Genomic DNA, 13716 nt, shown 5'->3' with positions numbered 1-13716 from the left:
TAGCCATATATGCAGCCACCTAAAGATTTAACCGGATTTTCTCACATAGAAGTTTTAGGTGCTCGAGAGCATAATTTAAAGAACATCGATGTTCAAATCCCCCGAAATCAATTAGTGGTTATCACAGGTATTTCGGGTTCGGGAAAATCCAGTTTAGCTTTTGATACTATTTATGCTGAAGGACAAAGGCGATACATGGAAAGTTTTTCTGCCTATGCCCGAAGTTTTTTAGGAAACATGGAGCGCCCTGACGTCGATAAAATAGAGGGTCTTTCTCCCGTGATTTCCATAGAGCAAAAAACCACCTCTAAAAATCCTAGATCTACAGTGGGCACAACCACTGAAATTTATGATTTTTTACGCTTACTGTATGCTCGAGCCTCTGAAGCATTTAGTTACCTATCGGGTGAAAAAATGGTTAAGCAGTCGGTCGATCAAATCATTATAACTTTATTGCAGCAGTTTGACGGAGGGAAGGTTCTGTTATTGGCACCTGTGGTAAAAGGAAGAAAGGGTCATTACCGTGAGTTGTTTGTGCAAATTGCTAAATGGGGGTATACCAAAGTTCGGGTAGATGGAGAAATCTTGGAGCTAGAACCTAAAATGCAGGTAGATCGATTTAAGGTGCATGATATTGAGATTGTGGTCGATCGATTAATTGTCAAAGAGGAAGATCGTTTTAGGATTTCTCAAAGCTTGCAGACGGCCATGAATTTGGGTAAGGGGCAGGTCTATATTTTAGATGAAAAACTTCAGATTCATTATTTTTCTCAAACCTTGATGGATCCATTGACGGGCTTGTCTTATGATGAGCCAGCACCCAATACTTTTTCATTCAATAGTCCATATGGAGCTTGCCCAACCTGTAATGGTTTAGGCCAAATTGAAGAGATTACGGAGGAATCTGTTATCCCAAACCCAGAGTTAAGTATCATTCGTGGTGCAATTGCGCCCATAGGTGAATACCGTGATTTGTGGATATTTAAGCAATTGGAAGTTTTGTTGAAGCCATTTCAAGTAGGTTTATCTACACCTATAGCTAAGTTCCCACGCAAGGCTGTTGAAATCATGTTGTATGGAACGGATGAACCAGTTCCGGTACCTTCTAAGAAATATGTAGGAACAGAGTGGACAACCAAATACGATGGGATAATCAATTTCTTAAAGAGGCAGCAAGAAAGTGGATCTGAAAAAACACAAGATTGGCTGAAAGATTTTCTAGAGGTAAAAACTTGTCCTGATTGCCAAGGTTACCGCTTAAAAAAGGAAGCTCTTTGTTTCAAAATAGATGGTAAGCATATTGGAGAGTTGGCTCAGATGGATATTTTGGAATTGGAGCAATGGATGGAGGGATTATATCTTAGACTATCTTCTAGGCAACAGCAAATAGGGCAGGAAGTATTGAAAGAGATTCAAAAGCGAATTGGTTTTTTAACTCAGATTGGGTTAACCTATTTGACCTTAGATAGACCCATGAAAACCCTTTCTGGAGGAGAAGCCCAGCGTATTCGATTAGCTACTCAAATTGGTACACAATTGGTGGGAGTTTTGTACATTATGGATGAACCTAGTATTGGTTTGCATCAAAGAGATAATGAAAAACTTATTCAAGCATTGAAGGACCTAAGAGACCTTGGGAATAGCGTATTGGTAGTAGAGCATGATAAAGACATGATGTTGGAGGCTGATTACCTGTTGGACGTAGGACCTGGTGCAGGTAGGCACGGAGGACATGTGGTGGGCCAGGGGACTCCTACTGAATTCTTACAATTACAAACACCCACGGCAAAATACTTGAGTGGGGAATTGGCCATTGAATTGCCAACAAAAAGAAGAAAGGGTTCGGGCAAAGAAATTAAGTTATGGGGAGCTTCAGGCAATAATTTAAAACAGGTAAACGTGACCATTCCTTTGGGGAAAATGATATCTATAACAGGAGTTTCTGGATCGGGGAAGTCTACTTTAATTCATGATACCTTAGTCTTGAAATTAAAACAGCACTTTGATCGGGCTAAGCGAGATCCTAAAGATTTCAAGGGAATAGAGGGTTTGGAGCTTATCGATAAAGTGATTGAAGTGGATCAATCGCCGATAGGTAGGACACCTCGTTCTAATCCTGCAACTTATACTAATATGTACAGCGACATTAGGACGCTTTACTGCGAATTACCAGAGTCAAAGATTCGTGGATATAAAGCAGGTCGATTTAGTTTTAATGTAAAAGGCGGTCGTTGTGAAAGTTGCGAGGGTGCAGGAAGGAAAAAGATCGAAATGGAGTTTTTACCTGATGTGTTGGTGGAATGTGAATCATGCAAAGGCAAACGTTTCAATCGGGAGACTTTGGAAGTGCGATTTAAAGGAAAATCTATTTCAGATGTGTTGGATATGACAGTGGAGCAGGCCTTAGAATTTTTTGAACATCAGCCTAAGATTCACAGGAAGGTGAAAACATTGTTGGAGGTGGGATTAGGGTATATTACATTGGGGCAACATGCCACGACTTTATCTGGAGGGGAGGCACAACGTGTGAAGTTAGCGGAGGAATTGTCTAAAAAGGATACGGGAAAAACCTTATATGTGTTGGATGAGCCGACCACGGGTTTACATTTTCAAGACGTCAAATTATTGTTGGATGTATTACAAAAACTCGTAGATCGAGGTAATACTGTTTTAATCATTGAACATAATTTAGATGTGATTAAAGTATCTGATCATGTCATTGATTTAGGACCTGAAGGAGGGCTAGCGGGAGGTCAAATTGTAGCAGAAGGAACTCCTGAGGAGGTGGCCAAAGTGAAGAATAGTCATACGGGGAGATTCTTGAAGAAAGAGTTGAATATGGTTTGAAATTTTTAACGCTGTCAAGGTTCGAAACCTTAACAGCGTTGCGAAAACGAAATGATTTTCAGTTTATTCTAACAGTAAATTGATAATGTTTTTTTCATTCATCTCAGTCGCGTGAAATTCTTTAAATCCTTCCATGCCATCGAAATAATCCAGTACTGATTTTTTATCAACAAAACTCCTTTTCAAGCTCGTGAAATCTTGATAAGATGAGTTTTTATACTGCTTAAAATCATGCGCTATGCCATGGTATTCTGGGTTTAGGTGAATGTATTTAATCAATTGCGTGAAATAAGATTCATCCTCCACTGGAATTCTCCTATATGGTCTTTCAAACAATCCACCCGTTCGGTCGTTAGTCCTATTGAAAGCTTGAGCATAACTATTAAAAAGTGTGGCAAATTGAATGGCGATTAGTTTACAAATATCAATTTGGTCGCGCTGCTCTATTTTGATTTTTTTAAAATCATATATTTCTTGTGCAGATTTAAGTTTAAGTAGAAAATGAAAATGATTTCCTAACAAACAATAGGCATAGGTGTCAGCGATCGGGCTGATGTACTTTTGATACTTGCTTAAGAAAAAACGATAGTTCCTAAATTCTTTAAAAATTCTGGCTTTATTTATCCCCCGATTATAGACATGATAAAGTTGGTCTGGAACCATGTAAGATGTGTTTTTTTTCATGATTAGTGGATTTGGATGTTTGTTATTAATTCTCATAAACTTTTCGAAAAGATAATCTTAAAATTTTGGTAAAAAATATCAGAAATGTGGTAAAAACTTTGAGTAAAAAAACTTAGCTTTATCAGCATTTCTGCAACGCTGTCAAGGTTTAAAACCTTGACAGCGTTAGGGCAAAAAGATTCAGCAAAACACTCATCAATCATGCAAATTATTCTCCAAGTACTTTTTATTTTGGTCCTTTCAGGGCTGGGTTATTTGGTAACGCAACGATTCAAACTAATTATCTCCACTATTCAGTTGGCTAAGCCTATTGAATTAAATGATCAATCCAGCGAGCGATGGAAACGTGTTTTTTTGTTGGCTTTTGGTCAAAAGAAAATGTTTCAAAAACCCTTGGTAGGCTTTTTTCACTTCTTGATTTACGCTGGTTTCGTATTAATCAATGTGGAAATAGTTGAGATTGTTTTGGATGGAATTCTCGGAACGCATCGAATCTTTGCGCCCTATCTTGGAAGCATTTATCCTTTTTTATTAGACTTTTTTGAACTGCTAGCCTTGGGTGTTTTTGTAGCCTGTTTGGTCTTTTTTATGCGAAGGTCGATTATTCAGGTGCCTCGTCTACAAGTTCAAAACCATCGTGAATTAGCTGGTTTTCCATTGAAAGATGCTTATACCATTTTGGCTATTGAATGTATCTTGATGCTCGCTTTATGGACCATGAATGCTAGTGATGCCATTTTACAGGCAAGACAAGTCGAGCATTTTGAGCCGGTTGGGGCATTTGTTGTTTCTAAAAACTTAATCCCCATGTTTTCGGACTTATCCACTTCCACCTTGTTGATGTTGGAACGTGTGGCCTGGTGGTTCCATATTTTAGGCATTTTAGGTTTTGCCCTTTATGTTACCTATTCCAAACATTTGCATATTTTCTTTGCCTTTCCTGCTGCCTATTATTCGAGCCTCGAATCTTCCGGCAAAATAGCGCATATGCCATCTGTGGCACATGAAGTTAAATTGATGTTAGGTCAACCTGTTGATGCCAATGCAACTGTACCTGAGCAATTGCGCTTTGGTGCCAAAGATGTTATGGACTTAACTTGGAAAAATGCGCTGGACGCCTATTCTTGTACAGAGTGTGGCAGGTGTACGGAGCAATGTCCCGCGAATCAAACGGGAAGAGCTTTGTCTCCTAGGAAAATCATGATGGACACAAGAGATAGACTTGAAGAGGTTGGAAAAGTCTTATCTCAAAATAGAGGACAATGGTCCGAAGACGGTAAATCTCTTTTGGGGGATTATATCTCTGCGGAGGAACTTAGAGCTTGTACTACTTGTCAAGCTTGCGTGGAGGCTTGTCCCATGGAATTATCTCCATTAAACATCATTTTGGCCTTACGTCGCTATCAAATTATGGAGCAATCAGATGCCCCAGCTGCTTGGAATAGTATGTTTGCCAACATAGAAACGAACCAAGCACCATGGAAATTTAACCCATCGGATCGATTAAACTGGGCAAAATCATAAGCAAATGAAAAAGGTTTTTATTCCCATTATCATAGGTCTAATTCTGTTTTTTTCTCTTGGACCAAGCCCGAAAGCACCTCAACTTAATCGAGGGGTGACATGGAAAAATATTCCAGATTCTTTGCCTGCACTTGCCCAATATCTTCAAGAAAAAGAAGCAGCTTTTCCACAAATTAAGGCAAACAATGAGGCTAAAATAGTTTGGGCAGATTCATTGCACCCTCAGAAAACGCCAATTGTTTTTATGTATGTACATGGTTTTTCGGCTTCTCAAATGGAGGGAGATCCGATTCATAGATCAATTGCCAAAACTTTTGGAGCCAACTTATTGCTTGCTCGCGTGGCAGGACATGGTTTCGTCACCTCGGATAGTGTTTTGCAACATGTTACTGCGGATGACTATTTTGAAAGTGTGGAGAATCAATTGGCATTAGCCAAAAAAATGGGTGATCAGGTGATAGTTCTAGCCACGTCTTTTGGAGGAGCCTTATCCCTCGCATTGGCGGCCCGCCATCCAGAAATTAAAGCATTACTTTTGTATAGTCCTTGTATCGCCATCGCTGATCCGGCAGCAGTTTTAATGGATAATCCTTGGGGACTTCAAATTGCCAGAAAAGTGGTAGGAGGTAATTACAGGGATATTCCTGCTCAAAATGCGGACCATGACAAATATTGGAATTTACATTACCGATTGGAGGGAGCGGTAGAACTTCAGAACTTTTTGACTCATCAGATGAAAAAAGAAGTGTTTGAACAAGTGAAATGTCCTGTTTTCATGGGTTATTATTATCAGGATGAGGCTCATCAAGATCCCGTTGTTTCGGTTAAAGCCATGAAAGATATGTTTCCTTTATTAGGAACCTCAGCCTCACAGAAAAAAGAAATGGCATTTCCTTTGTCTGAAAATCATGTTATTACTTCCACCATACTTGCCAAAAGAACGGATCTGCCTTTACAAGCCAGTATTCAGTTTTTGAAAGAAGTTGTTCATTTACCTTAAATCTATGAATCCGAATTTAATTCTTTATGCGGTTCCATTCTTTTTGACTACGGTCATATTGGAGTCCTATGTGGTTTTTAAACAACATAAAGATTTTGTGGAAGCCAAAGATTCTATGACTTCCATCGGATTGGGATTGGGTAATTTATTCATTGGTTTGCTGACTAAATCGGTCATTTATGTTTGCTATTTTTATGTTTATGATCATTGGAGATTGTTTGATTTATCAGTCGACTGGTGGTGGGTATGGGTTTTTGCCTTCTTTGCAGATGATCTAACCTATTATTGGTTTCATCGTATATCTCATGAAGTACGATACTTTTGGGCCTCTCACATGGTTCATCACTCCTCGCCCAAATACAATTTAGCGGCTGCGCTTCGACAAACCTGGACGGGGAATTTATCCGGTGCATTTTTATTTTACATCTGGATCCTATTGATGGGGGTACATCCATTCATCGTTTTTTTCTTTCAACAGATTAGCTTGTTATACCAATATTGGATACATACTGAGTTAATCAAAAAAATGCCAGCATGGTTTGAGTACATCTTTAATACCCCTTCACATCACCGAGTGCATCATGGTACAGATTTGGATTACCTAGATACAAATTATGCTGGTGTTTTGATCATTTGGGATCGAATTTTTGGTACTTTTCAGCAAGAGGAAAATAGGCCTCATTATGGTTTAACTAAACAAATAGAAAGTTATAACCCTGCAAAAATAGCCTTTTTTGAATGGGTACAAATTGCTAAAGATCTGCTTCATTCCGATAATCTCAAGACTGCTTGGAATTATGTACTTGGACCTCCAGGTTGGAGTCCTGATGGTAGCAGGTTAACTGTAGAACAAATGCGTCAAGAAAAAAAGTCAAAAAAAGAATAGCATGGAACTTAAAATTAGAACAATGGCCGAATGGGCTGCTAGTGGAGAAAGCCCTGAATTTTTGTTTTGGGTAGGCTGTGCAGGTTCTTTTGATGATAGACATAAGAAAGTAACACGTGCCTTTTGTGAGATTTTACAAAATTTACAAATTTCATTTGCCGTATTAGGTACCGAAGAATCTTGTACGGGTGATCCTGCTCGCCGAAGTGGCAATGAATTTTTATTCCAAATGCAAGCCATGTCCAATATTGAAGTATTGAACATGTATGGCGTCAAAAAAATTGTCACAGCTTGCCCTCATTGCTTCCATACACTTAAAAATGAATATCCAGATTTAGGGGGGAATTATGAGGTAATTCACCACAGTACTTTGTTGGCAGAGCTCCTTGCCCAAGGAAAAATTCAATTAAAAGAAGAAGAAAAGGAAGCTGTTGCATATCATGACTCTTGCTATTTGGGAAGAGGTAATGGGATTTATGAAGCGCCAAGAAATATCATTCAAGGTCTTAAAAAGGAACTAAAAGAACTTAAAAGTTGTAGAACTAAAGGATTGTGTTGTGGAGCTGGGGGAGCCCAGGTGTTTAAGGAGCCAGAGCCCGGAAATGTAGATATTCAGTCCAAACGTTCGCAAGAAATCATTGATTCAGGAGTCCAAAAAGTGGCATTAGCTTGTCCTTTCTGCATGGTTATGATTCAAGATGGATTGAACAAACATGGCAAAGATAAAGAAATACAAGTAGTTGATTTAGCTGAATTGGTTCAGCAAACCATGATTTAAATTTATGTACGTAGCCTTACCAGAATTACCGAATCATTCCCGAGTTTGGATATATCAAGCCTCTCGGGCCATGAATGAAGAAGAGTTAGACTTTGTTCAGATGTATTTAAAGCAAGCTGTTCAAGATTGGAATGCACATGGTGTATCCCTTTTAGCTTCTTTTGAAATCAAGTACAAGCAAATCATTATGATTGCCGTGGATGAGCAACTTCATGCTGCCTCTGGCTGTTCCATAGATGCCTCAACCACTTGGTTTAAAGACCTAGCTGTTCGCTTAGGAATTGATTTTTTTGACCGTTCTGTGGCACTAGCGGAAGGAGATCATTTGCGATTATTGCCTCTTTTAGGAGTAAAGCAAGCGGTTGCAGAAGGTACCATACACCCTGACTCATCCATAGCTGTCCCTCAGGTAAAGGATCTAGGAGAGTATAGAAGTAATTGGCCAATTTCAGCTAAGAACTCTTGGTTAAGTAAGTATTTTGTGGCAACTACCATTTAATTTATGGCGGAGGATTTAAAAAAAGTAGAAGGAACTAGGGAGCAAAAGTATGCAGCATTGCTTCCTCAGGTAGAGGCATTGATTACTGGAGAAACGGATTTATATGCCAATCTAGCCAATATTTCAGCGGCTATCCATGAGTATTTTGGCTTTTTTTGGGTAGGTTTTTACCTCAATAAACAAAATGAATTGGTATTGGGTCCATTCCAAGGTCCAGTGGCCTGTACCCGCATCCCCTATCATAAAGGTGTTTGTGGACATGCTTTCAGAAATCAAGAAAGTATTATTGTTCCCAATGTAGATGAATTTCCAGGCCATATTGCCTGTGCCTCTGCTTCAAAATCGGAGATTGTATTACCCGTTATGAATTCAGCTGGTGAAGTCAGTATGTTATTGGATGTGGATTCTGACCAATTGGATGACTTTTCAGAAGTAGATAGAAAAGGTTTGCAAGCCATTATCGCCTTGATCGAAAAAAACTTAGGGACCTGGGCTTAAAGCATTAGTCCATTGCCTCCATGCCCATATTTTTCCATTCCTCTTTCGTAGGTCCATACATGCCTGGTATAACCCTGCCTGCCTGTCTTAATAGAACACTCAATTGACCTCGATGATGTGATTGATGCCTGATTAGGATACTTAGTACAGCGCCTCTTTTCCATTGATCTCCATACATCGGTATTTTTTCATCCAACATATTATCGGACCATTGGGAGGAAAGCGCCTTTAATGCGGCTTCTGATGTCGTTTGATAGACAAGAATTAAAGATTTAACATCCTGCTGTGCTGTGCTGGGATGAATCTCCTGCAAGCCTTTTATGCCTGCATGCAGCAACATCTCAGGAATGGTTTCTGTAATGTGCCAAGCAAGCCTAGCGATACTTCTGAAATTTTCTTGTTTACTTTTTTTAAAATGCTCATCAGCGATCGCCTCAAACATATGGATAGTTCTTTGGGATTCATATGCCCAATCCGAGTAAAAATCAGTTAAATGTCTGTACATTAGAATGTTTTTTGATTAAGAACGAATAATCAATGATCAATCAAGAAACCGATGAGCAAGAAAAGAAGAATTAATTATGCCAATTTTGCAATGACAGTTTCACCACCAACGGGTTTATCCCCTAATTGAACACAAATTTCTGCGTCTAAAGGTAAGTAAATATCAATTCGACTGCCAAATTTGATGAAACCGAATTCGGTACCTTGTATTACAGCCTCCCCTTCTTTGGCATACCAGCAGATGCGTTTAGCTAAAGCTCCCGCAATCTGACGAAACAATACCTCCGTACCATTTTCGTGCTTGACCACATAGGTTGTACGCTCATTTTCTGTGCTGGATTTGGGGTGCCAAGCCACTAAATATTTACCCGGATGGTATTTAAAATATGATACAATCCCTGAAATAGGATTGAAGTTGATGTGTACATTGATGGGCGACATGAAAATGGATATCTGCCTGCGCTTATCTTTAAAATATTCCGTTTCAACAGCCTCTTCAATCACCACTACTTTGCCATCAGCAGGGGCTATGATATGTTGTGGATTGATATTCGTTACTCGTTTTGGAACGCGAAAAAACTGAACTAAAAGCAAGTAAAACACTGCTGTTACCACTACGACAGCCTCTCTTATATAAACCTGTTCAGGTAAAAAATAAGCCACTAAGGCATTAATAGCCAATACAATAATGATGGCTGTCAATAAGAGCGATTTTCCTTCTCTGTGTAGGGTCATAAGCAATTTTTATGGTTTAATCCGGTCAAAAGATTAAACTTTAATCCGTAAAATTAGCCATTTTTGTTGAAAAATATGGTATAGCTCTTTAATCTATACCTAAGAATTAGACAATTTTAATTGAAAAAATTGCATTTTTATTATTCATTTGAAATCTAATATGCGTTTAGGCAGCTACTTTCTAAGTCTTTTTTTGATGATACAGGGAAATGTCTTTGCCCAAACTTTAGAATGGTTTAGTCCAAGTGCTGGTTATTTTTACAAGATTAATTTTGAAAATAATCAACTTTCGAGAACCAAGAATGGTTTACCCTGGTCTAACTTAGGAGAGCTTTCCCTTGAAAATATTGAAAAAGCAGATTTGATTTCGGCAAATTATGCCGTGAAAGAATTTAAAATAGAAAATTCTGACTGGGCTTATCTTATAATTTCCTGTACTAATCAAGTATATCAAATTAATAAAAAGCAATTGGTATTTAGGCGAATTGATGAAACTTATTATCGAGGGGCCAATTGCTTAAGTCATACATTTTATCGAAATGGAATTCTTTATTCTTTTGGAGGATATGGATTTTGGACTTCTACCAATATTCTGACCAAATACAATGCAGAAGGTAAGGAATGGTTGAGTATTCAAGCAAAAGGTGATGTTCCTCCTGCAATCACCATGGGTTTGTCAGCTTATGTTCCCAGTCGAGATAGGTTCGTAACTATGGGAAATCACTCGGTCAATGATACGGATACAAAGAAATTGGATTTACTTGATTGGAATATATATGAATACAATTTTTCCACCAGTGAATTTGTCATTAAGGGGGCCATCGAACTGGAGGAAATTAAATCTTTTTTGGAAAAGGATATATCTCGTTATTATTTATTCAATGGACGATATTTCTTTTTGTTGGATAAATCTGGTAGAGAAAAGAATTTTGATACCCTGTTTATCATTGATGTGTTGGATGATTTCAAAACCTATTGTTGGAAAAATAGAAATCGTTTGGTACTTGAAGGTTACTATGCCAGTAATTTTGATAAGGCATTGCATATTAATGGAGATACCTTGATTTGGACTAATTTGGCCATTCAAGTTTCACCGAATAATGTCAAAAATTATCGATTTATGGTAAATGATTTGCTTCGTGAGGCGGAATATCTGGGCAAGCTACATCAAGTACCATGGTATCAATCCATTATACAAGGGACTTTCATTTTGGTAGCCATAGGTTTTTTGGTCTTAGCTTTATTTCTATTCCAAAAATGGAAAAAGAAAAGATTGCGAAATCACTTAAAAATCATGTTGGGGGAAAACGAAAAAATGTTGCTTGATTTTTTGATTTTGAACTACAAAACAGGCTATATCTCTGGACATCAAATCATTGCTTTTTTTGGTAAACATAAAAGTTCACCAGAATCACAACGACAATTTAGAGCCAAAATGTTTGAAAATTTGACAAAGTCACTTCGCCTCTTGCTGGGTAAAGAACAGATTTTGGATATTCAATCCGACGAAAAAGATCAGCGGATGTTTACCTATCGCCTGCATCCGGATGTTTATCAAATGCTCAAAAAATTATAAATTTTTCAAAAGGAAGTTTGTCATCATTTGGTATAAATGATATCGGGTATTTCCTCCAGCAATACTATGATTCTTGTTAGGATAATAGAAACTTTGAAACTGTTTATTGGCTTTTATTAATGCCTCCTGTAAGGCTACTGCATTTTGGAAATGTACATTATCATCGCCCGTTCCATGCACCAACAATAAATTTCCTTTTAATTTATTGACATGATTTACAGGTGAGTTCTCGTCATACCCCTTGGCATTTTCTTGAGGTGTTCTTTGATAACGTTCCGTATAAATACTATCATAGAAACGCCAGTTGGTTACCGGTGCCACAGATATAGCTGTTTTGAATACATCGGCACCTTGCATTAAACAGTTGGACGACATAAATCCTCCATAACTCCAGCCCCAAATTCCAATTCTAGACGCGTCCACGTAAGGAAGTTTACCTAAATATTGGGCAGAATAAATTTGATCCTGCACTTCAATTTTTCCAAGGTTCTGGTATGTGATTCTTTTGAAATTTACCCCTCTGGCACCAGTTCCGCGGTTATCCACACAATAGATTAAATAACCCTTATCTAACAAGGTTTGATACCAATAAAAATCATTACTTACTGGATAGGCGTCCAATACTTGTTGAGAACCCGGTCCACCATATACATGCATTAATACCGGGTATTTTTTATTCGGATCGAAGTTCTTGGGTTTAAGGCAATAGGCATTTAAGAATTCGCCATTGGCTAAAGGAATTTGTAAAAATTCACGGCTTGAAATGGCATACTCTTTTAACTGCTGCTTTAGTTTGTTATTCTCTTCCAATACTCGAATCAAGGAACCTTGGCTACTCTTTAAGCTAATTTGTAAGGGCTCTTTCGCTGAGCTAAAGTATAGCATATAAAAGGAGAAATCTGGGCTGAAATTGGCCGTATTGGTGCCCGCTTGTGTCGAGATCATTTGAAAATTGGAGCCGTCCAATTGAACCTTATATACTTCTCTTTGAATGGCTGTTTTAGCAGCCGCATTGAAGTAAAGTGTTTGAGATTTTTCATCGTAACCATAAAAATCATCCACGTCCCAGTTGCCAGTGGTAATGGGATTTACTTTACCTGTGGCTATTTCAGCCACATATAAATGCTTGAAACCTGATTTTTCTGAAGATAAAATGAAGTGCTTTTGGTCAGCTAAATAAGTGATATCATTTCCGATAGATTCTATTTCCAAAGAAGTATTGCTTCTTTCCTCATACACAACTTTGGAGGAGCCATCCTTAGCAGAGGCATGCAAAATTTCCATGTGATTCTGCAGGCGATTCAAACGAATGAATGAAACCCAGTCGGAACTAGCCGTCCATTTCATGCGTGGGATATATTGATTTTGATCTTTTCCTACTTGGATAGGGATGTTCTTTTGGGAGTCTAAGGCATATACGCTCAAACTAACTATGGAGTTAGCTTCTCCTGCTTTAGGATATTTAAAGCGATAATCTTTCGGATACAAATCTCCCCACATTTGCATATTATACTCGGGTACTTTGGTCTCATCAAAAGTATAATAAGCAATTTTTTTGCTGTCAGGTGACCATTGGAAGGCTTTTGCAAAAGAAAATTCTTCTTCATAAACCCAGTCGCAAGCGCCATGAATAATATGATTGAACTTACCTGATGTTGTGATTGCTTTTTCTTTACCAGAACTTAGATCCACCAAAAACAAGTTATTATTTCGTACAAAAGCTACCTTTTTCCCATCGGGTGAAAAACTCGCATGCATTTGCTTGCCGGCTTTAGATAAAGAAACAAGGCTTTTGGTTTGACGGTCAAAGATGAAATTATTTTCCTTGGAACTACGGCGATAAATTTGTTCTGATTCGGTAGAAATTAAAATCTTCTTTTCATCAGAAGATAGACTAAACGATTGAACTTGAATTTTTTTACCATCGATCCGATTTAACTCTTCATCAAATAGAACTTCGGAATTCTTAGGGTCTTCTACAGCATATTTGATGATTTTGCCCTCTTTTAATTCCGTATAATGATGGCCATCTTGAGTCCAATTTAAGTTTTGAATGCTTCTTTGTCTGAAGGTGTAATTTTGCCAAACATCTTCTAAGCTGACGCTTTTTTGAGCAAAACTAGCATGGGCTAAAAGGAATAGGACAGCAAAGCTGAGGGTTTGATAAAAACGTGGAATCATAGGA

Annotated in this window: 12 protein-coding genes; 8 read left to right on the top strand and 4 right to left on the bottom strand. The window is 38.2% G+C overall.

Going from position 1 to position 13716, the window contains the following annotated elements; genetic code table 11:
• Positions 1-9: 9 nt before the first annotated feature.
• A complete protein-coding gene (uvrA, locus tag ESB04_RS04565) occupies positions 10-2847 on the top strand; it encodes an excinuclease ABC subunit UvrA (protein ID WP_129026541.1) in 2838 nt (945 codons plus the stop codon).
• Positions 2848-2910: 63 nt separating this feature from the next.
• On the opposite strand, the gene ESB04_RS04560 is transcribed toward uvrA, so the two are convergent.
• Positions 2911-3531 carry a hypothetical protein gene (locus tag ESB04_RS04560; protein WP_129026540.1) on the bottom strand — a complete coding sequence of 207 codons (621 nt, stop codon included), beginning with the start codon at positions 3529-3531 and terminating at the stop codon, positions 2911-2913.
• 201 nt (positions 3532-3732) lie between these two features.
• Between ESB04_RS04560 and ESB04_RS04555 the strand changes: the two genes are divergently transcribed.
• Genes ESB04_RS04555 through ESB04_RS04530 form a run of 6 tightly spaced genes read left to right on the top strand, consistent with a single transcriptional unit; the run spans position 3733 to position 8716 of the window.
• The gene (locus tag ESB04_RS04555; protein ID WP_129026539.1) at positions 3733-5055 is read left to right on the top strand and encodes a (Fe-S)-binding protein; all 1323 of its coding nucleotides are present in this window, start codon (positions 3733-3735) and stop codon (positions 5053-5055) included.
• 4 nt (positions 5056-5059) lie between these two features.
• On the top strand, positions 5060-6055 hold the full coding sequence (locus ESB04_RS04550; RefSeq protein WP_129026538.1) for an alpha/beta hydrolase: 996 nt from the start codon (positions 5060-5062) through the stop codon (positions 6053-6055).
• Positions 6056-6059: 4 nt separating this feature from the next.
• Complete coding sequence (locus ESB04_RS04545; RefSeq protein WP_129026537.1) at positions 6060-6941, top strand: sterol desaturase family protein; 882 nt, start codon at positions 6060-6062, stop codon at positions 6939-6941.
• A 1-nt stretch (position 6942) separates the two neighbouring features.
• Positions 6943-7719 (top strand): (Fe-S)-binding protein, encoded by a 777-nt coding sequence (locus tag ESB04_RS04540; RefSeq protein ID WP_129026536.1) that lies wholly within the window; start codon positions 6943-6945, stop codon positions 7717-7719.
• A gap of 4 nt (positions 7720-7723) precedes the next feature.
• A complete protein-coding gene (locus tag ESB04_RS04535) occupies positions 7724-8218 on the top strand; it encodes a hypothetical protein (RefSeq protein WP_129026535.1) in 495 nt (164 codons plus the stop codon).
• Positions 8219-8221: 3 nt separating this feature from the next.
• Entirely contained in the window at positions 8222-8716 is a 495-nt protein-coding gene (locus ESB04_RS04530) for a GAF domain-containing protein (protein WP_129026534.1), read from the top strand.
• Between the two features lie 4 nt (positions 8717-8720).
• Here ESB04_RS04530 and ESB04_RS04525 read toward each other — a convergent pair whose 3' ends face one another.
• Entirely contained in the window at positions 8721-9221 is a 501-nt protein-coding gene (locus tag ESB04_RS04525) for a DinB family protein (RefSeq protein ID WP_129026533.1), read from the bottom strand.
• Between the two features lie 74 nt (positions 9222-9295).
• Complete coding sequence (locus tag ESB04_RS04520) at positions 9296-9955, bottom strand: phosphatidylserine decarboxylase family protein (protein ID WP_129026532.1); 660 nt, start codon at positions 9953-9955, stop codon at positions 9296-9298.
• Between the two features lie 196 nt (positions 9956-10151).
• Here ESB04_RS04520 and ESB04_RS04515 point away from each other — a divergent pair, with 196 nt between their 5' ends.
• A complete protein-coding gene (locus ESB04_RS04515) occupies positions 10152-11531 on the top strand; it encodes a hypothetical protein (RefSeq protein ID WP_129026531.1) in 1380 nt (459 codons plus the stop codon).
• Here ESB04_RS04515 and ESB04_RS04510 read toward each other — a convergent pair.
• Positions 11526-13712, bottom strand: coding sequence for a S9 family peptidase (locus ESB04_RS04510; protein WP_129026530.1), 2187 nt, complete (start codon positions 13710-13712; stop codon positions 11526-11528). The two genes, ESB04_RS04515 and ESB04_RS04510, sit on opposite strands and share 6 nt — an antisense overlap.
• Positions 13713-13716: the final 4 nt, after the last annotated feature.

This window comes from Aquirufa rosea, assembly GCF_004118285.1.
Taxonomy (GTDB): Bacteria; Bacteroidota; Bacteroidia; order Cytophagales; family Spirosomataceae; genus Aquirufa; species Aquirufa rosea.
The sequence above is the reverse complement of the archived record's forward strand: the minus strand, read 5'-3'. Positions and strand labels throughout refer to the sequence as shown.